Source organism: Roseibium sp. AWQ4_254 (assembly GCF_056161025.1).
In genome coordinates, this window is the sequence record NZ_JBSWYH010000006.1 from 87,178 (window position 1) to 106,017 (window position 18,840).

An 18,840-nucleotide genomic window follows, 5' to 3' on the forward strand; every position below is an offset into this window, starting at 1 on the left:
TTTTGACCAGGCCCCATGAGCGCAAGATCCGTCCTATGAGCGTAAGACCACCCCAATTCACCAGACCAGAGGACAAGGACCCTCTGGCTGCCGCCCTGGAACAGGAGATTTTCCGCGAAAAGGCCAGCACCCTGAACCGGCTGACCAAAAGGCTGGAACAAGCGCTGGAGCAGCTGCGCGCAGCCGAAGACGATCCGGACAGCCCGCCGGACCTGCGCCGGGATCGTCTCGCCCAGGCCGGTGAGGCCCTGTGGAACGTGACGATCCAGCGGGAGCTGTGCGGTCTGCGCCGCCACCGGGAGTTCAATGACCATATGGGCGTTCCGGCAGCAGTCAGGGCCTCGATGGGCCCGGCAAACGCTATGAACAAGACCTCAAACAAGAAAATGTGAACCCGGCTTGAGTGTCGGGACACAGCCATCCTGTGACACAGGTCACTTCCTTGTTGATGGAGACTGCCGTAAGGAACAGAAGCAGTTGCATCTTGATTGCGACGGTGCTTTTACAAGGTCTTATCAATTCATGTGTTATTTACTGTTGTGTTCAGTGGACTATCTAAAATCGCCTAGATTGGCGGGCATGAAGGGCACCGCCCGGCTTCCCGCCAAACGATAATGCCAGGCGATGACCAAATAGTATGTGCAGGAAAGCGGCCCCGTGAGACTTTTGCCGATTTTGATGTCCGTCTGTCTTCTTTTGGGGCTGATACTGGCTCCCGCCGGGCTGGACCTTGGCGTGACCCAGCCGGCATTTGCCCAGAAAATCCGCGTGGTTCCGGAAGGCAACCGCTACAAGTCCCAGCCGAAAATTCCCTATGCCTCGGCCCGCCGCACGTCCTCGTCCAAATCGACTTATGATGCAAAGTTCAACAAGGTTCTGGCCGTCCTGAAACGGGACCGGCGGCTGATGGGCTCCATCAAACGGGTAGCCGCCCAATACAGCATTGATCCGATCCATATCGTCGGCGCAATTGTGGGCGAACACACCTATAATTACGACACGCTGGACAGCGCCCAATCCTATTATGTAAAGGCGCTCGCCTATGCCGGGATCAACATTCAGTTCGAACTTAACGGCGAGCATGTGGACGCATTCGTTCAACGGCCACAATTCGACAGCTGCCGCAAGGACCATATCCAGAAAAGCAGCGACCGGCGCTGGACCTGCTATGAAAACGTCTGGAACAGCAAGTTCCGAGGCCGGCGTGTTGACGGTGTCCGCTATCCGAAAAAGAACTTCAACGAGGCCTTTTTCCAGCCGCTCTATGCGGGCCAGAGCTTTGGGCTCGGCCAGTTGAGCCCGCTCACCGTCCTCAAGATGACGGACCGGGTCGCACGCCAGAGCCGGAACCGCAAACTGAGTGCAGCCAACGCCGAGGCGGTCTACAAGGCCACAATGGACCCGAATATTTCACTGCACTACATGGCTGCGATCATTCAGGACGCTATTGCCGCCTACAAGTCCGTCGGCAAGGTGGATATTTCCAGGAACCCGGGACTGACGGCAACGCTTTACAATCTGGGCAATCCCTGGAGCCGCGCTGCCAAGTTCCGCCGCACCGGCAGAGCCTGGCCCCGGGAGAACTACTATGGCTGGCTGGTCAACGACCGGATCGATCAGCTGCGCGCCCTGCTCTGAGCAAAGGGCGCGCCTCGCAGAACCGCCATCCCGCACACCATCATATCCTCAGGTCAGAAACGGGTTTGTCTCCCGCTCGTGACCAAGGCTGGACGCCTGGCCATGGCCCGGCAGGAAGGACACATCATCTCCCAGCGGAAGAAGTTTCTCCTTGATGGAGCGGATCAAGGTTTCATGATCGCCACCGGGCAAGTCGGTACGCCCGATCGATCCGGCAAACAGCACATCCCCCGAAATCGCAAAGCGCAGCTCCTTGGAGAAGTACACCAGATGCCCCGGAGAATGGCCCGGACAATGCAGAACGTCGAAACTGTGCCCGGCGATGTCCAGCACGTCCCCGTCCGCCATCCAGCAGTCCGGGCTCACCGGCTTCACATTGGCAACGCCAAACTGAGCCGCCTGATCCGCCACCCGTTCAATCAGGGGCTTGTCCGCCTCATGGGGGCCTTCCACGGGAACCTTCAGCGCGGCCGCCAGATCAGCCGCCCCGCCCACATGGTCCAAATGGCCATGGGTCAGCACGATCTTTTCAACCGTCACACCGTGTTTTTGGATGGCGTCCTGAATGCGCTCAATGTCGCCGCCCGGATCAACCACAGCCCCGCGCAGGGTCTTCGGGTCCCAGATCAGGGAACAGTTTTGCTGGAAAGGCGTGACGACAATGACCATCACTTGAACGGGCGGCAAGTCTTCCCTGCCAGATTGTGTGGTTTCTTCAGTCACAATCCTCTCCTTCCACACCAACACACCTATTTTGATAACAATTTCGGCACAAAAAAGGGTCGGTATCGTGTTTCTGTATCTTAGCGGCTTCACCTTGCCGCCTGCTTTTCGTACAAGAAGTGTACGCCTCTGAGAAGATGGCACTCGAAATCGGGTCACCGGAGATAATGAAGCTAAAACTGCTTTCCTTTCTGAGTATCGCTGCCGCAGCGCTGTTGCAGATGAGCACGGCCCAGGCGCAACCGGGCCGCAGTTCTCCGGTGTTCCGGGACTGGAGCGTTGACTGCGTCAACACCGGCGCCTGTTACACCTCCTCCTTCACCCGCAGCCAATCTGTCTGGGTCGATGTCAGGATCGTGCGCGACTGGCAGGCCGAAGCCCAGCCGCTGATCCGCCTGACCACCAACACCGAATTGCCGCAGGACGGCACGCTGCGCTTTGATGTGGACGGCACACCGGTGGAAGAATTGCCAATCGAGCAGCTGCGCGAGATGCAGCCCGGCGTTACGGCCCCGGCCGGATTCCGTCCACTCGGCGGGGAAGGCTTCTGGTACCCCTCCGGTCCGGCCTCCGCCACCTTGCTGAAAGCCATGCAGGAAGGCAATGTTCTGACCATCACCCTGCCGGCCGTCGGCGGGTCGAAGCCGATTGCCGTTCCCATTCCGCTGCTCGGCCTGACCGCAAGCCTGCGCTGGCTCGACAACCGGCAAGAGCGCGCCGGCACGGTGGCCGCCATCATCTCCCCCGGCACGGACCCTGCCAAAGATGCGCCCCATGCCCTGCCCATCGTGAGTTCCGACCAGCTGCCGCCGGAAGTCGCCGCCATCTGGTCCGCCAACCGGCTGTGCTCGGAAATCGACCCGGCCATTTTCGCCAGTCTGAATGCGGTCCGGGTCCCCGTGGCCGACAACGCGTCGCTCTATATCATCCCCTGCGGGGCCCCAACCGCCTATAACAGCCCTTACGTCGCCATCCTGTCCGGACAGGATGGAGCTGCCCGTCAGATCCATGTGGCCCGCATGTCCGACAAGGGGCCAATCGCCTCAGACCTGATCTACAACGCCAGATGGTATCCAGCCGACCAGCATCTGGTCAGCTACTTCAAGGGCTCTGGTGTCGGCGAGTGCGGGCTGTGGAACCGCTGGGTCTGGAATGGCAACGGTCTGGTGCTTCTGGAAGAGGCCACACGCAAGACCTGCGACGCTACGGAACCTGACTTGTCCAATTGGTCAAACACCTGGCCTTTAAAAAACGCCGTCGATTAGGCCGCCGCCCAAGGAATTTCTTGCGATTTTGTGCATCCCGCCCTTATGATAGAGCCGCAGCGGCTGGTGCGGGATGCGGCAATTCTGTTTCAACCCGGCCCCAGAATGTTGAGCAGGCGTACAGGGTGCGCCTGGCTGGAAGAGCTCGGCTGTTAAGACGGGTGAGATTGGCGGAGATGTGCCGGAGGGGCACAGAAATTTAGGGTGATTCAGTAATGCACGATGGCGATTCGGACCGGAGGTCGCGTGGTCGGCGCGGCGGCAAGCGCGAGTTTGGCGGTCCGCAAGACTTCGGCAGTGACTTTGGCGGAAGCGATTTCGGTGGTGATTTTGGCGGTGGCCGTGATGGTGGCTACCGGGGCGGACGCGACAACGATTTTGGTGGTGGCTACGGCCGCGACGACAGAGATGGCGGACGTGGCGGCTATGGCGGCGGCGGACGCGGCGGCTATGGTGACCGCGACGGCGGCGGCCGGGATGGTGGACGCGGCGGCTATGGCGGCGGTGGCGGCCGGGACGGCGGGTATGGCGGCGGCGGTGGCCGTGGCGGCTATGGCGGCGGCGGACGGGACGGCGGTTATGGCGGCGGCGGCCGTGGTGGCTATGGCGGCGGCGGACGGGACGGCGGTTATGGCGGCGGCGGTGGCCGGGACGGCGGTTATGGCGGCGGCGGTGGCCGGGACGGCGGTTATGGCGGCGGCGGCGGCGGAGATGGCGACGGGTTCCGGCAGAGTCGGCCGCGCCGCGACGGCCCGCCTGTGGAACGCGGCCCGCGCCAGAACGGCACCGTGAAATTCTTCAAGACGGACAAGGGCTTCGGCTTCATCACCCCGGATGAGGGAGATGCGGATGTGTTTGTGCATATCTCTGCGGTGGAACGCTCCGGCATGGCCTCTCTCGACAGTGGCCAGCGGATCTCGTTCGAGACCGAACCGGACCGCCGGGGCAAAGGTCCCAAGGCGGTCAACCTGCAGGTGATCGAGGATGACGGCAGCGCCCCTGCCGAAGACAGCGCTCCGGCCCCCGAAGACGATTGATCCCTTGCGGAAGAGACCGGCCCGTGCCGGACCGGCAAGATTACAATCCGGACGCGGCGTGGCCGCGCCCGGGCCCCTCCTGAAGCCCGCTTGTGTTTCCCTCCCTTTTCAAGCGCGGTTCCTCTAACTATAAGGTGGGCCTTCCTTCCAATCAGGTGCCTGCCATGTCCTCTGCCTCCGTCCATATCCGCCCCTTTGAACCCGGCGATCTCGGAGACCTTGTGCATTTAAACAATGCAGCTGTTCCCGCCGTGAGCGGCTTGAGCGCCGAAACCATGCTGGACCTGATCAACCAGGCGCTGATCGCCCTTGTGGCCGAGGTTGACGGGTCTCCCGCCGGGTTGCTGCTGTGCCTTGGCGAGGGCGCCGACTATGACAGCCCCAACTATGCTTGGCTGAGCGCGCGCGTCCCGCATTTCGCCTATACTGACCGGATCTTTGTCAGCGAAACGCAGCGCGGGCTGAAAGTCGGTGAGGCCCTTTATGCGGCTCTCTTCCGCCACTTTGCAGGATCGGACCGCAGCTTCCTGTGCGAAGTGAATGAACGCCCGGCCAATCCGGGCTCTCTACGCTTTCACAAGCGCCTGGGCTTTGAAGAGATCGGACGGGCCGACAATGGCGACAAGGCCGTCGTCTACCTGCAACGCACCGCCGAACCTGCCGGCGCCTCATGAACTACCGGCACGCCTATCATGTCGGTAATATCGGAGACGTGCTCAAACACGCGGTCCTCTCCCGGCTGATCGTTTATTTCCAGAAGAAGAACAAGGCATTCCGCCTTCTGGACACCCATGCGGGAATCGGCCGCTACGACCTGACCTCCGAAGCTGCCCTGAAGACCGGCGAATGGCAGAATGGCATCGCCAAGATCCTGGACGCGGCAATGCCGGACGAGGTGGCCGAGCTGCTCTCGCCCTGGCTCTCTGTTCTGCGGGATCTCAACCCGGACGGGAAGCTGTCCGTCTATCCGGGGTCGCCCTGGCTGGCCCGCAAGCTCCTGCGCCCGAATGACCGCCTGACATTGACCGAACTGCATCCGGAGGACGTCAGGACGCTCTCAGATCTGTTTGCCGGTGACCATCAGGTCAAGACCATTCACCTGGACGGCTGGCTGGCTCTGGGCAGTTTTCTGCCCCCCAAGGAAAAGCGCGGCCTTGTCCTGATCGATCCGGCCTTTGAGGCACTGGACGATTTTGAGCGCATGACTGCTGCCGTTCTGACCGGCTGGAAGAAATGGCCCAGCGGCACCTATGCGCTTTGGTATCCCCTTAAGGACATGAAAGCCGTCACGCGCATGCATGGCGCTTTCAAGGAGGCAGGCCTGCGCGATCTTCTGTCTTTGGAACTGCGTGCCGGCAAAAGCGGCCCCGATACAAAAATGTTCGGTTCTGGCATGACCTTGATCAATCCTCCCTACACGCTCGCGGCGGAGATGCACTGCCTGCTTCCTTGGTTCAGCGCCGTGTTGCACCAGGGCCCTGGTTCCGGATGGGCGGTGACGCAGGTGATTGAGGAATAACTGCCCGCCATAGTCATTTTTGACGGAGAGAGTTCTTGACCTTCCGGCCTCGCTCCCCCATCGTCTGTCCCAAAGTTTGCCTCTCGGAGACCATACCGTGCTGATTGCCCGTTTTGCCCGCCTGACCCTGTCCGCATTCGCCGTTGCGGCAGTTCTTGCCACTCCGGCTGCGTCGGAAGAATTCAAGCCGTATTTTTCGTTCAGCGGCAAAAAACGCCTGCCTGATTGCACCGCCTCTTCCGTGACCGGGGCCGTGACCGGGACCGTTTCCCGCGCCCAGAAGTCCTACAATGATGGTATCCGGATTGTCGGAATCGACAATATTCAGGAAGTTGCCTATCAGGCCAACGGCGTGAGCCCGATTGCCCGCCGCTACTGCAACGGCAAGGCCAGCCTCTCAGATGGCAGCTTGCAGCAGGTGCACTACATGCTGGAAGAAAATGCCGGATTTGCCGGTGTCAGCTGGCGCGTGGAAGCCTGCCTGTCGCCGCTCGACAAATGGCATGTCTATGGCGGCGATTGCAGCACCACCCGTCCACATTAAGGCCAGGGCACCATGGCGGTCTCCCGCCGGCAGACTGGTATGAGGGGGCTGCGGCGTTTTGCAAGAAATATCCAGCCCGGAGCCATCCGGGCCGCCATGGTCCTTTTTGCGGGGCTGGCGTGTCCGGGCCTGACCGCCGCAGCAGAGCCCGGCGACTTCGACTTCTATGTCCTCTCCCTGTCCTGGTCCCCAACCTATTGCAAGCAGGAAGGACAACATGCCAACCCGCATCAATGTGATGTGAGCGCACCCCATCGGTTCGTGGTCCATGGTCTTTGGCCGCAATATGAAAAGGGCTATCCGGACAGCTGCCGTGGCCCTCAGCGGATCGGCAAACAGATTGCGATTGGCATGGAAGACATCATGCCCAGCCACGGCCTGGTGTTTCACCAATGGCGCAAACACGGCACCTGCTCGGGGCTCAGCCCGCAGGCCTATTTCGACCTGACCCGGAAGGCCTTTGACAAGATCAGAATCCCCGGCGCCTTCACCTCGCTCACCAAACGGGCCAAGGCCGCGCCCGAGACGGTGGAAAAAGCCTTCCGACTTGCCAATCCGGGCCTGACAAACGCGGCCATGGCCGTCACCTGCTCAAAGGGCGAGCTGGACGAAGTCCGGATCTGCCTGACCAAGGACATCGACTTCCGGTCCTGCAAAACCGTGGACCGGTCCGGCTGCCGCGCCACCAGCCTCTCCGTTCCCCCGCCGTTCTAGGGCAAATTACAATTGAGCGGATTTGACTTTGGCTGCCTGACGACAAAGATCTCAAACGCAAGTGACAAAACGATTTGAAACCGGATCAACGCGGCACGCGCTCATTCCCACCCGCCATCCAGTCAGGGGCCTTGCAAACCGGCCCTGAAAGATCCGCTTCACCATCTGCCGCCAGACGCAGCCTTTAAGAACACACTGCTTCGCGAAACGATACAAATAGGAGGAAAGTCCATGCTCACTCTTCGCTCATCCCTCGCCTCACCTTTCGGTCGGAAGGTGAAGCTCGCCGCTTCCATTCTTGGGCTGAAAGACCGGATCGACATTCAGGACACAGATACCACCGATCCATCAGACAGCATCCGCTCCCAGAACCCGCTCGGGAAAATTCCGGCCCTGGTCCTGGAAAACGCCGAGGTGCTTTATGACAGCGCCGTGATTCTGAGCTACCTGGATTTTCTGGCCGGTGGCAGCAAGATTTTCCCGGCTGGGGAAGCCCGGTTTCCGGTGCTGAGGGACCAAGCGCTGGCCGATGGCATCATGGATGCGGCCCTCCTGCGCGTTTATGAAAAACGCTTTCGGGAGCCATCCTACCGGCACCCGGGCTGGGACAGCTATCAGGCCGAAAAGGTCAAACGGGGCCTTGACCATTTTGAAGCCAATCTTCCGTCAGCCCCGGCAACCGCCGCAGACATCGACGCAGCGGCGATCAGCCTTGCCTGCGCTCTTGGCTATCTGGACCTGCGTTTTGAAGGCAGCTGGCGGACCAGCTACCCGAAGCTTGTGGCGTGGCTGGAGGTCTTTGAAAAGGCCGTCCCGGCCTACGCGGCTTCCAGACAGGAGCCGGCTCCGGTTTCGGACACCGCGCCCGTTATGGAGCTGAAATAGGCCGTCAGGAGCCACCTCCCGGCAAGGAGGCGCGCCCCCGCGCCTTCAACAAGCGCCGCCCGCTGGACACTGCCTGCCCGACATCCCTCTGGACAGCCAACAGCGCAGGTACCAGCAGGATCACCAGAAACAGGCCCACCCCGAGCCCATAGGACAGGGTGATCACGGTAGGTTTCAAAAACTGGGCCTGGCGGCTGGTTTCAAACAGAAGCGGCGCCAGGCCGAACACCGTCGTCGCCGTTGTCAGGACCACCGCCCGCAACCGGTCGCACACGCCGTTGACCAGCGCTTGCCGGAACGGTTGTTTGCGGGCGTATTCATCGATGGTCGTGACCAGAACGATGCTGTCATTGATGATGATGCCCGCCATGCCGATGAAGCCAACCACGGAGAACATGGACAGCGGCACGCCGTGCAGATAATGCCCCCACAACATGCCGATCGAACCGAACGGGATGATGAGCATGATCATCAGGGGCCGGGTCCAGGATTCAAAGATCCAGCACAAGGTCAGGTAAATGCCGGCGAGACAAAGCGCAAACCCGAGCGTAGCATCTGACAGGAACGAGCGCTCCTGTTCCGCCAGCCCGCTCAATTCGCTTTCCACGTCAAACTCGGCCGCAAGCTGCGGCAACAGCTCGTTTTCCAGAAGCGCCGTTACCCGGGCGGCGGCTTCCGGGTCGTCCTCCGAGACATCGCCGCTCACCTGGAGCGTCCGTAGGCCGTCACTGCGCCGCACGGAGGCAAAGCCGTAGCTGCTGTCCACCTTGACGATCTCGCTCAAAGAAACGTAGGCCCCATCCTTGGTGCGGATCCGGGTCGTGGTCAGAAAAGCGGCGTCCGTTTCTTCATCCGGCATCAGCACCTTGACCTTTGCCGTTCTCCGGCCGACCGGGAACTCGGCCACCTCAATGCCTTCCAGCCGGTTGCGCAGGATCCGGGCGACATCATCGGTCGTGAAGCCGAGCGCCTCGCCGCGCGGGGTCAGGGTCAGGTTCAACTCTGGCTTGTCATAGGCAAGTGTATCCTCCAGCGCGCTCACCCCTTCCAGCGGTGCCAGCGCCTGTTTCAGACTTTCCGCAGCCGCTTTCAGGTTCTCCGTCGACGTGCCGTAGAGCCGCACATCAATCGCGTCTCCGCCCGGGCCGGAGCGCTCACCCCGCACCGCCAGCGTTTCCAGAAGCGGCGGGCGGCGGACTTCCTTGCGCCAGTCACCGATGAATTTGAACGCCGAATAGGGCCTGAGATCCGGGTCGATGAGTTCGATGGAAATACCGCCGAGCTGGTCGACATCCTTGGTGTCCGCTCCGGCCAGCCCCCGGCCCGCCGTGCCGCCGACCGTCGACAGGGCAAAGGATACCGGCGCCGTGCCATAGGCCTTTTCATAGCGCTGATTGACCACATCCAGGGCCCGCTCCAGCTCTGCGATCATCGCCTTGGTGTCGCCGCGCTGCGCGCCCGGCATCATGGCAATGCTTGCCGATACGACCGAGCGTTCCGGCGCATTGAAGAACCGCCAGCGCACGCTCCCATCGGCGAAAAGCGACAGGGACAACAACAGAACCATGACCCCAAAACCCAGAACCGGGTATCTCACGGTCAGAATCCAGTTGATGAAACGGCGGAACACGGTTTCCCGGAACCGGACAAAACCCCTGTTGAACAACCGGTTCGGCAGATCGTACCAGCGCGGTTTCCGGCTTGCTGAAAGGGCATGGTTCATATGGGCCGGCAGGATCAGGAAAGATTCCACCAGGCTCGCGATCAGCACCACGGCCACGGTAAAGGGAATGTCGGCGATCAGTGTGCCGAAGCGGCCGCCAATGGCCGTCAGTCCGACAAACGCGATCAGTGTGGTGATCGAGGCGCTGAAGACCGGGGCGGTCATCCGGCGCGCCGCCAGACTGGCCGCCTCGGCTGGCGGATAGCCGCGCCGGTCCAGGAAATCCGCGTGCTCGCCCACAACGATGGCATCATCCACCACGATCCCGAGACAGATGATCAGGGCAAAGACCGAAACCATGTTGAGGGTCAGCCCGAATGCATACATGAGGCCGATGGTTGCGGCCATGGCCACCGGGATGCCCGCCGCCACCCAGAAGGCCGTGCGCGAGGACAGGAACAGGAACAGGAAGGCCAGCACAAGACCGAGGCCGAACAGGCCGTTCTCGATCAGGATGTTCATCCGGTCTATGATGTTCTGCGACCGTGTTCTGGTCAGTTTCACCACCACACCGTCGGGAAGGGTCTTTTGAAACGCCGCCGTCAGCCGCTCAACCTCGCGCTGGATCGAAATCGTATCCCCTTGCGCGCTGCGGTCCACCCGCAAGAGCACTGCAGGCATGCCCTTGTGAGAATAGGCCCGGCCGCTTTCCACACCTTCAGTCACAATATCGGCCACGGAGCGCAGCTGCAGTTTTTCCCCCTGGCTCGGCGCTTTCAGCACAATCGCGCCAAGTTCCTGTTCGCTTCTGCGGGTCTGGCCCGTGCGCAGCCGGGCTCCGCTGCCGCTTACATCCCCGGCCGGGGTCGTTTCCATTTCCGCCGACACCACATCGGCAATCTCGCGCAAGGTCAGATCATGCTTCACCAGCATGGTCTCGCCCACATTGACGCGGATGATCGGATTGGACAGGCCCCGGATCGAGACCCGCGTCACTCCATCCCGGAACAGGATCGTCTGCAAGTCCTCGGCAAACCGGGCCAGCTGATCGATATCAACCGGACCAAAAAGGACGATATCCGTTACCCTGTCCCGGTAGACACTGCGGCTGACCACCGGCTCCTCAATGCCGTCCGGCAGGCTTGAGCGGGCCTGATCGACGGCGGCTTTCACCTCGTCGGTGGCCTGGCCCATATCCCAGCCGTCCTCAAATTCCAGATTGATGGTGGCGCTGCCCTCCCGGGAAACGGACGTGGCCTCATCCACACCGTTGATCGCCAGCATCTGCGGCCCGAGGATTTCCACCACCGAGCGGTCCAGATCCTCCGGTCCCGCCCCCGGCCAGGAGACTTTGACATCCACCTCTTCGCGCACAAAATCCGGAAAGAACTGTGTTCTGATCTGCGTGCCTGCAGCGGCACCCGCCAGCAGCATGAGCACAAGCAGCAGATTCGCGGCCGTCCGGTGCCGCACCATGTAATCCAGAAAAGAGGCAAATCGCGGCCCGCCGGGCGAACGCATTCCACTTCACTCCTCTTGCAAGCTCCCGCAACCGGCCCAACTGCCGGGCAGTGCGGGCACGGGCTGGCCCCGCTCAACCCTTGCTGCCGGACCGCTGTTCCAGCCGCTCAACCAGCTCCTTCGGCACGCGCGGCGCACTCAACAGTGCCAGCAGGCGTGCCTTGCGGGCCTCCGGCAGGGCTGACTGGTTCAGCTGCGCGATGAGCGCCGCCCGCCGCTGCGGGTCCAGTGTCACCAGCTCTCCAGTCTCCTGATCCCCGGCCTCTTGTTCAGCGGTCCGTTTGCCTTCAGGCCTGTCTATGCCGGGCTGTCGCCCTGTGGCTTCGGCACTCTTGGAAGAACCGGCCGGATTTTGGGAATGGCCGCTGCGGCGCGGCGTCACCTTCAGCCCCTTGCCAAGCTGGGGAAGGCGCTCGCGCACATAATCCGAGCCAAAGGGCACATCCGCCAGCACCACATCATTGCCGGTGCGGCGCAGAACCGTGGCGCGGATTTCCTCAACCCGCTCCCCTTCCCCAATGATCAGCAGCCGCCCGTCCTCGGTGACCGCCGCCGCCGGGACAATGGCAACCCCGGACAATTCCGGTTCTTCAACCGCCACTTTCACAAAGTCGCCCGGGCGCAGAACCGTTCCGGTTTGCAGATCCAGTGCAGCAAAAAGGGTCCGTCCCGCTTCCCCATCCGTTACGATGGCCGCAGCCCGGTCGACCTGACCGGATACGTCCACGGACCGGTTGCCCAATTGGAGGGTCACGGTCACCGGCGCCTTGATCAAAGCCCCGTTTGCATCCAGAAGCCGCGAGAACTCCGACGTGGACAAAGAGAATTTCACTTCCAGCGCGGACGGATCAATCAGCAGCGCTAGGGTTTCGGAGGGGCTCACACGCCGTCCCAGGGTCGCATTCACCTCCGAGAGATAGCCGTAAAACGGCGCTGTCAGCGTGGTCTCGTCCAGCACCCGCCGGGAATCATCCAGGGCGAGCCTTGCCCGCCGGACACTCAGATCCATTCGCTCAATGCGTTTGCGCGCGGAAATGACCGATTGCAGCCGGTTGTTCAAGGCCTGCTCCAGGGAGGCCACCGCCAGTTCTTCGGTTTCCACCTGAACGGCGGTCGAATACCCTTTGTCGCGCAACTGCTGCTGCCGGTCGAGGGCCTGTCGCCGCAGGCCAAGCTGGCGCCGGGCCGCCTCAAGTTCCTGTTCAGCCACACCAATGGCTTCTTCGGCTTCCGCCTTTTGCGCTTCGGCATCCGAAAGCGCCGCTTCGGCGTCAAGCACCTGGAACTCCGCATTGGCCGGGTCAATGCGCAGCAGCAATTCCCCTTCAGCCACCGCCGCCCCGTCCCGGAACTTGGCTGCCACATCCACAAGGCGCCCTTCGGAACTGGCACGCAGCTGCAAGGTCCGCCAGCTTTCCACCTGGCCATAAGCAGTGGTGACAGGCTGAATGGATACAGGGGTCAGCTCGGCTACATTGACGGTGTAGCTGCGTTCGCGCGCGGGGCGCTGGCGTACGGTTTCTTCCGCAGTCAGCGCGTCATAGAACCGATAGGCGCCAAAACCGGCAAAGCCGATCATCACCGCCATCAATGCCAGACCGGCCAGTCCGCGCATCAAAAACCGCATACACCTCTCCCACTCAACCATACCCCGGCCGACCCCGGACGGGCTGACAGGTCATCTAGGGCACCGGGCGCTTATGTGAACGCACCAAGATGCCCGATGCCGTGACGCTGCTCCTTCGGTCAAGAACCGCCTGCGGCGGCCTGAACACCGGCTGATCTAGCACCAGAGCAATGATTTATCATGGAACCGGAGCAATTATCAGAAAAGGTTGTAAGCAGTTGTAACAAAAAACCGGCCCCAGAGGGGGCCGGTCTTTTTGAGATCAGATGGGGCGCTGATCAGAATTTGTAGCCGACACCAAAGCGGACTTGCTGGTTGCTGAAGTCGGACGTGACGCCCGTTCCATTCAGATTGAAGTCCTGATCGCCGAAATCCTGATAGGCATAGTCCAGACGGGCTGTGACATTGTTCGTGACCGCAGCTTCGCCGCCGACCCCCAGTGTCCAGCCAACGGCTGTCTTGCTGTCCTTGTCGCCATTGCCGGACACTTCCAGATCCGCAAGCGCCAGACCACCGGCACCATAGACCAGGTAACGGTTGAAGTTGTAACCGACACGGGCGCGGATATTTGAGTTCCAGTCCGACTTGGACTGCAGCGTCACACCGCCTCCGGATTTGGTTTCTTCCAAATCGGTGAGCGTAAAGTCGGCTTCCGCACCCAGAACCACATTCGGAGTGACCTGGAAATTGTAGCCCGTGTAGAGACCACCGGAGACACCATTTGCATCCGTGTCCAGAGACGCACCGGCTGTGCGGTTGTCGAATTTGCCGAAGGCCCAGCCGAGATTGCCACCAACATAAAGGCCGGTCCAGTCAATGCTCTGTTGAGCAGCCGGAACCGCCTCATATGCGGGAGCCGGGGCCGGCGCCTGTGGAAGATCCGCCGCCCACACCGACTCCGTTCCAACTGTCGCGGCAGTTGCCGCCAGGCCTGCAAGTGCAAGACGTTTCATCAAAGATACTCCAGATCCTCATTGTTCCTACTGAGCTGGCCAAACGGATTGGCCTGAAGAGAAGGACGGTTAAGCCGCGCCCTCACTCTCCCCCGTTCGCAGATATGGAAGCTCTTTGTGGCGGATCGGAAATGAGAATTAGGAGTTTTGGTGACAAAAGCGGGCAACTTTCTGTCCTGGTAAATTGGCTCTTAAGGCTTTTGCAATTTGCAACCCGACACATGCAAAGATGCTTGTCCCCGGGTTTCCCCAACCCAATCTATTGCGTATAAGGCGCGCAACTGACGTGCGCGCCCCCGCCAAACGTTGTACGAGCCGTCGCGAACCCCGAACCGGAACTCTTAGATGCTGTTTGACTATATTAGCCTCGCAGGCGGACTGGTTGTGCTTATTATTGCCGGCGACGTCCTGGTCAGGGGCTCCGTCGGCGTGGCCCAGCGTCTCGGGATTCCCAATCTGGTCATCGGCCTTACCATTGTTGCCTTCGGCACCTCGGCACCCGAACTGGTCATTTCCCTGAAAGCGGCCATGGACAATGCCGCCGGGATCGCAATCGGCAATGTGATCGGATCCAACATTGCCAATGTACTACTGGTGCTCGGCATGCCCGCCCTGATCGCCGCCACCCCGTGCGGGGAAGAGGGCGCAACCCGCAATGCTCTGTTCATGGTCGCGGTCACTGTGGTCTTCATTGCCATGTGTTTTTATCCCCCGATCGGCCTTGGCGACGGCCTCATGCTGCTGGCGCTGCTCGCGCTCTTTCTGGGGGCCTCCACCCTTGTCGCCCGGCGCCACCGGCGGGAACAGAAAAGCATCGCGGCGGCGGCAGCCGGTGCGGCCGTGGCCGACTTTGATTCGGACGACGATGAAGAGGACGCGCTGGACGATGTGGAAGACATTCCAGAATCCGTGTGGATCGCCCTGGTCTATATCGGCCTCGGGCTGGTCGGCCTGCCGCTCGGCGCCCATTTCACCATTTCAGGCGCCACTTCCATTGCAACGGACTGGGGTGTCAGCGACGCCGTGATTGGACTGACCATTATCGCGCTCGGCACGTCGTTGCCGGAACTGGCCACCACCGTTATGGCCGCCATCCGTCAGCAGGGCGCCGTTGCCATCGGCAATGTCATCGGATCAAACATCTTCAATCTTCTGGCCATTATCGGCATCACTGCGGTGGTGATCCCGATTGACGTAACGTCCGAGGTCTTGAAGCTGGATGTCTGGGTGATGCTGGCCTGCGCGGTTCTTCTCACCGTTCTCGCCGGTTGCCGCATCTGCCTCAACAGATTAGCAGGCCTTGCCATGACTGGCGCCTACGCGCTTTATATTGCCATTGTTTATCTGGTCGGCAATATCAGCTGACAGACTGGTGTCACCAGCCGGGATCAAACGCTTCAGAATAGCTGCCTGATGCACTAAATACCTGTCATGCAGGACACATCCGATTCTCCAGACGCGCCCAAAGCTGTTTCCCCTGAAAGCAACGGGGTTCCTGACAGCACCGGGACCCATGACAGCAAGGAAACGCCAAAGGCGAAGCTCAAGGGCGTTGAGGTGATTGCCAATGAGGTCAAGCGTCTGCCCAACGGGCCCGGCGTCTACCGGATGATGGACGAGGCCGGGGACGTGCTCTATGTGGGCAAGGCCCGGAGCCTGAAAAAACGGGTGACCAGCTACACCCGGCTTCAGGGTCAGTCCAACCGGATCATGCGCATGATCCTGTCGACTGCGGCCATGGAATTTGTCGTTACCCGCACAGAACCGGAAGCCCTGCTTCTGGAAGCCAACCTGATCAAACGGCTGCGCCCCCGGTTCAATGTACTGCTGCGCGACGACAAGTCGTTTCCCTATATTCTCGTCACCGGGGACCACGAGGCTGCCGCAATCGTCAAGCACCGGGGCGCCAGAAAGCGCAAGGGCGACTATTTCGGCCCGTTTGCTTCTGCCGGAGCGGTAGACCGGACCATCAACGCGCTGCAAAAGGCCTTCCTGATCCGGACCTGTTCGGACAGCTACTACGAGAACCGCTCCCGCCCTTGCCTGCAATACCAGATCAAACGCTGTGCAGGCCCCTGCACCGGAGAAATCGATCCGCAGGACTATGCCGGGCTTGTGTCGGAAGCCAAGGCGTTCCTGTCCGGACGCAGCCAGCTGATCAAGACCCAGCTGGCCGAACAGATGGAAAAGGCCTCTGCGGATCTGGAATTCGAACGCGCCGCAATCTACCGGGACAGGCTCGCCGCCCTGTCCCATGTTCAGTCCCACCAGGGCATCAACCCCCAGTCGGTCCAGGAGGCGGATGTCTTTGCGATCCACCAGGAGGGCGGCCAGACCTGCGTTCAGGTGTTCTTCTTCCGCACGGGCCAGAACTGGGGCAACCGGGCCTATTTTCCAAAGGCCGACAAATCACTTGAAGAAGCGGAGGTCCTGGAGAGCTTTCTGGCCCAGTTCTACGATGACAAGCCTGCCCCGAAACAGATCCTGCTGACCCATGCCCTTGCCGAACAGGACCTTCTGGCCGAAGCCTTGAGCGAACGCACCGGGCACAAGGTGGAGGTCGCCGTGCCCCGGCGCGGCGAAAAAAAGGATCTGGTGGCCCACGCCCTGACCAATGCCCGCGAGGCGCTTGGCCGCCGTCTTGCGGAGACTTCCAGCCAGGCCCGGCTGTTGAAAGGGGTTGCCGACGCCTTTGACCTGTCCTTCCCGCCCCGCCGGATCGAGGTCTACGACAACTCGCACATCATGGGCACCAATGCGGTTGGCGGCATGATCGTTGCCGGCCCGGAAGGCTTTACCAAAGGCCAGTACCGCAAGTTCAACATCAAGTCGGAAGATCTTGTGCCCGGCGATGACTACGGCATGATGCGCGAAGTGCTGACCCGGCGGTTTTCAAGGCTGCTGAAGGACCACGCACGGGAGGCCGCTCCCACCGCCAGCCCGGAGGCACCCGGAAGAGGGGAAGACACACCGGAGAACGCCTCCGCCCAGGACACGGCACCAGATCTTTCCACTGACATGCCCGCCTGGCCGGATCTGGTGCTGATCGATGGCGGCCTGGGCCAGTTGAGCGCGGCCAGGGAAACCCTTGAAGCCCTCGGCATCACCGACATACCACTGGTCGGCATTGCCAAGGGGCCGGACCGGGATGCGGGCCGGGAAAAATTCGTCATCCCCGGCAGGCAGTCCTTCATGCTGCCGGAGCGCGATCCGGTGCTCTATTTTGTCCAGCGCCTGCGTGATGAGGCCCACCGCTTTGCCATTGGCAGCCACCGGGCCCGGCGCAAGAAGGATATTGTCCGCAATCCTCTGGACGAGATCTCCGGAATTGGCCCCACACGCAAGAAAGCTCTCCTGCGCCATTTCGGCACCGCCAAAGCCGTGTCCAAGGCAGGCCTTGAGGATCTGGCCGCTGTTCCTGGTATTTCCGAAGCCATTGCCCGTCTGGTTTATGACCACTTCCATGAGTAAATTTTAGGCGTTAAGCGCCCCAAACCTGTTTGATGCCGACAGAATCCGGCATCTGTGTTAGGGACGGCTCCAACGTTTATGCCTTCCGGCGTCTCTTGAAAACGCCACAGTTCTCCTGATTGATCCCGCTATGTCTTCTTCCGCCCCTTCGCTCCGCCGGTCACTCCTTGCCCTTTTGGCCAGTCTTGTCTGCTGGGCAGCCCTGTTCGGCGCTGTTGTTTTCAGCGTTCTCGGCCTTGCCGCCTTTGTGGCGCCGGACAACTGGTTTGCGGACAATATGAGCTTCTTTCTGCGCCAGTTCCTCGGCCTTGGCCTTGCGGGCTGTGCCACAGGGCTTGCAGGGCTGTGGCTGCCACACCGCTTCCCAAGGCTTTACCGGGCCGCCTTTGCGCTCACCGTTCTGGTCTTTGCAGCTCTGGCCGGCCTGACAGGCCTGCGCACTCTTGACAACACAGCACGCCTGGAACCGGCCCGGGACGGCGGCAAGCCGATCAAGATCGTCTCGATGAATATTGAGCGCAAGTTCCTGGGCGACAAGGAAGTCACGTCCCTTCTGGAGCGGGAGAAGCCCGATATTGTCGTGATTCAGGAAGCCATGTGGTATCTGCAGAAACGGCGCTGGAACAAGCTTGATCTTGAGGTCGGCAGCGTCGGCAAGAACGGCTTTCCAGGTTACCTGAAGGTCGGAGCCTCGGAAGACCTGGTCATCTACTCCCGGTTTCCCATTCTCAAATCCGCATCACGCATCGTCAAAGGGAAACTGCATGCGGGCGCCAGCGTCATCCATGAGGCTGACCGGGAGCTGCTGCATGTGGTTCTCGACACGGGCTCCGACGCCCTGCATCTGATCGCAGTCCACCCGGACAGTCCGCGCAATCCGGTCCGCTGGGAAAACCGGCGGCTTTATCTGGAAGAAGCGGATATGCTGGTGCAGGACATTCAGGACCAGGGGGCCGATCCTCTGGTGATCATCGGCGACTGGAACACCGCCCCTTGGTCCAGCCGCTTTCAGGATCTTCTGGCCGGCAATAACCTGAAGACCGCCTATCCGGGCGGCTGGCCGCAGACTACCCGGTTCTTCTTCGACTACCGGCTGCACTGGATTCTGGGCGCCCCCGTCGACCAGTTTGCGGTCTCCCAAAACGTGACTGTGCAGAGTGTTGCCGTGGGCCCGGACATCGGGTCGGACCATGTGCCCCTGATTGTCGACCTGGACCTTCCCGCGCAAGGCAAGATTTAGAACATCGGGCGGCAAGCCCTGAAAAAACGGCCCCAGCTGT

The 18,840-nt window shown here is 61.2% G+C and carries 16 protein-coding genes; 12 read left to right on the top strand and 4 right to left on the bottom strand.

Going from position 1 to position 18,840, the window contains the following annotated elements:
* Positions 1-35 precede the first annotated feature (35 nt).
* The gene (locus ACXAIC_RS06185) at positions 36-392 is read left to right on the top strand and encodes a DUF6665 family protein (RefSeq protein WP_475174768.1); all 357 of its coding nucleotides are present in this window, start codon (positions 36-38) and stop codon (positions 390-392) included.
* A 286-nt stretch (positions 393-678) separates the two neighbouring features.
* Positions 679-1,638, top strand: a complete 960-nt coding sequence (locus ACXAIC_RS06190; protein ID WP_475174993.1) for a DUF1402 family protein — start codon at positions 679-681, stop codon at positions 1,636-1,638.
* A gap of 48 nt (positions 1,639-1,686) precedes the next feature.
* Here the strand turns inward: ACXAIC_RS06190 and ACXAIC_RS06195 are convergent, their stop codons facing one another.
* Positions 1,687-2,307, bottom strand: coding sequence for an MBL fold metallo-hydrolase (locus ACXAIC_RS06195; RefSeq protein WP_475174995.1), 621 nt, complete (start codon positions 2,305-2,307; stop codon positions 1,687-1,689).
* A gap of 221 nt (positions 2,308-2,528) precedes the next feature.
* On the opposite strand from ACXAIC_RS06195, the gene ACXAIC_RS06200 reads away from it, so the two are divergent.
* The 7 genes from ACXAIC_RS06200 (at position 2,529) to ACXAIC_RS06230 (ending at position 8,325) form a co-directional block, all read left to right on the top strand.
* Positions 2,529-3,626 carry a DUF1176 domain-containing protein gene (locus ACXAIC_RS06200; protein ID WP_475174770.1) on the top strand — a complete coding sequence of 366 codons (1,098 nt, stop codon included), beginning with the start codon at positions 2,529-2,531 and terminating at the stop codon, positions 3,624-3,626.
* A 758-nt stretch (positions 3,627-4,384) separates the two neighbouring features.
* The gene (locus tag ACXAIC_RS06205; protein WP_475174997.1) at positions 4,385-4,663 is read left to right on the top strand and encodes a cold-shock protein; all 279 of its coding nucleotides are present in this window, start codon (positions 4,385-4,387) and stop codon (positions 4,661-4,663) included.
* A gap of 164 nt (positions 4,664-4,827) precedes the next feature.
* Positions 4,828-5,337: a GNAT family N-acetyltransferase gene (locus tag ACXAIC_RS06210; protein WP_475174771.1), complete on the top strand. Its 510-nt coding sequence runs from the start codon at positions 4,828-4,830 to the stop codon at positions 5,335-5,337.
* A complete protein-coding gene (locus tag ACXAIC_RS06215) occupies positions 5,334-6,182 on the top strand; it encodes a 23S rRNA (adenine(2030)-N(6))-methyltransferase RlmJ (RefSeq protein ID WP_475174772.1) in 849 nt (282 codons plus the stop codon). Before ACXAIC_RS06210 ends, ACXAIC_RS06215 begins: the two co-directional genes overlap by 4 nt.
* Before the next feature lie 97 nt (positions 6,183-6,279).
* On the top strand, positions 6,280-6,726 hold the full coding sequence (locus tag ACXAIC_RS06220) for a cytoplasmic protein (protein ID WP_475174775.1): 447 nt from the start codon (positions 6,280-6,282) through the stop codon (positions 6,724-6,726).
* Between the two features lie 12 nt (positions 6,727-6,738).
* Positions 6,739-7,440, top strand: a complete 702-nt coding sequence (locus ACXAIC_RS06225; protein ID WP_475174777.1) for a ribonuclease T2 family protein — start codon at positions 6,739-6,741, stop codon at positions 7,438-7,440.
* 231 nt (positions 7,441-7,671) lie between these two features.
* The gene (locus tag ACXAIC_RS06230) at positions 7,672-8,325 is read left to right on the top strand and encodes a glutathione S-transferase family protein (protein ID WP_475174778.1); all 654 of its coding nucleotides are present in this window, start codon (positions 7,672-7,674) and stop codon (positions 8,323-8,325) included.
* Between the two features lie 4 nt (positions 8,326-8,329).
* On the opposite strand, the gene ACXAIC_RS06235 is transcribed toward ACXAIC_RS06230, so the two are convergent.
* The 3 genes from ACXAIC_RS06235 to ACXAIC_RS06245 all read right to left on the bottom strand — a co-directional run bounded on the left by ACXAIC_RS06235 (position 8,330) and on the right by ACXAIC_RS06245 (position 14,089).
* Positions 8,330-11,509 (bottom strand): efflux RND transporter permease subunit, encoded by a 3,180-nt coding sequence (locus ACXAIC_RS06235; RefSeq protein ID WP_475174781.1) that lies wholly within the window; start codon positions 11,507-11,509, stop codon positions 8,330-8,332.
* A 73-nt stretch (positions 11,510-11,582) separates the two neighbouring features.
* Positions 11,583-13,136 (bottom strand): efflux RND transporter periplasmic adaptor subunit, encoded by a 1,554-nt coding sequence (locus ACXAIC_RS06240; protein ID WP_475174783.1) that lies wholly within the window; start codon positions 13,134-13,136, stop codon positions 11,583-11,585.
* Positions 13,137-13,414: 278 nt separating this feature from the next.
* Entirely contained in the window at positions 13,415-14,089 is a 675-nt protein-coding gene (locus tag ACXAIC_RS06245) for an outer membrane protein (RefSeq protein WP_475174786.1), read from the bottom strand.
* A 345-nt stretch (positions 14,090-14,434) separates the two neighbouring features.
* Between ACXAIC_RS06245 and ACXAIC_RS06250 the strand changes: the two genes are divergently transcribed.
* The 3 genes from ACXAIC_RS06250 to ACXAIC_RS06260 all read left to right on the top strand — a co-directional run bounded on the left by ACXAIC_RS06250 (position 14,435) and on the right by ACXAIC_RS06260 (position 18,800).
* Positions 14,435-15,454 carry a calcium/sodium antiporter gene (locus ACXAIC_RS06250; protein WP_475174788.1) on the top strand — a complete coding sequence of 340 codons (1,020 nt, stop codon included), beginning with the start codon at positions 14,435-14,437 and terminating at the stop codon, positions 15,452-15,454.
* A gap of 66 nt (positions 15,455-15,520) precedes the next feature.
* A complete protein-coding gene (gene uvrC, locus ACXAIC_RS06255) occupies positions 15,521-17,560 on the top strand; it encodes an excinuclease ABC subunit UvrC (protein WP_475174790.1) in 2,040 nt (679 codons plus the stop codon).
* Positions 17,561-17,690: 130 nt separating this feature from the next.
* Positions 17,691-18,800, top strand: coding sequence for an endonuclease/exonuclease/phosphatase family protein (locus ACXAIC_RS06260; RefSeq protein ID WP_475174793.1), 1,110 nt, complete (start codon positions 17,691-17,693; stop codon positions 18,798-18,800).
* Positions 18,801-18,840 lie beyond the last annotated feature (40 nt).

Coding starts and splice junctions, on each gene's coding strand:
- ACXAIC_RS06185 (WP_475174768.1), top strand. CDS start 36: ATGAGCGTAAGACCACCCCAATTCACCAGACCAGAGGACAAGGACCCT.
- ACXAIC_RS06215 (WP_475174772.1), top strand. CDS start 5,334: ATGAACTACCGGCACGCCTATCATGTCGGTAATATCGGAGACGTGCTC.
- ACXAIC_RS06195 (WP_475174995.1), bottom strand. CDS start 2,307: ATGGTCATTGTCGTCACGCCTTTCCAGCAAAACTGTTCCCTGATCTGG.
- ACXAIC_RS06225 (WP_475174777.1), top strand. CDS start 6,739: ATGGCGGTCTCCCGCCGGCAGACTGGTATGAGGGGGCTGCGGCGTTTT.
- ACXAIC_RS06230 (WP_475174778.1), top strand. CDS start 7,672: ATGCTCACTCTTCGCTCATCCCTCGCCTCACCTTTCGGTCGGAAGGTG.
- ACXAIC_RS06245 (WP_475174786.1), bottom strand. CDS start 14,089: ATGAAACGTCTTGCACTTGCAGGCCTGGCGGCAACTGCCGCGACAGTT.
- ACXAIC_RS06235 (WP_475174781.1), bottom strand. CDS start 11,509: ATGCGTTCGCCCGGCGGGCCGCGATTTGCCTCTTTTCTGGATTACATG.
- ACXAIC_RS06250 (WP_475174788.1), top strand. CDS start 14,435: ATGCTGTTTGACTATATTAGCCTCGCAGGCGGACTGGTTGTGCTTATT.
- ACXAIC_RS06240 (WP_475174783.1), bottom strand. CDS start 13,136: ATGCGGTTTTTGATGCGCGGACTGGCCGGTCTGGCATTGATGGCGGTG.
- uvrC (WP_475174790.1), top strand. CDS start 15,521: ATGCAGGACACATCCGATTCTCCAGACGCGCCCAAAGCTGTTTCCCCT.
- ACXAIC_RS06200 (WP_475174770.1), top strand. CDS start 2,529: ATGAAGCTAAAACTGCTTTCCTTTCTGAGTATCGCTGCCGCAGCGCTG.
- ACXAIC_RS06260 (WP_475174793.1), top strand. CDS start 17,691: ATGTCTTCTTCCGCCCCTTCGCTCCGCCGGTCACTCCTTGCCCTTTTG.
- ACXAIC_RS06190 (WP_475174993.1), top strand. CDS start 679: ATGTCCGTCTGTCTTCTTTTGGGGCTGATACTGGCTCCCGCCGGGCTG.
- ACXAIC_RS06210 (WP_475174771.1), top strand. CDS start 4,828: ATGTCCTCTGCCTCCGTCCATATCCGCCCCTTTGAACCCGGCGATCTC.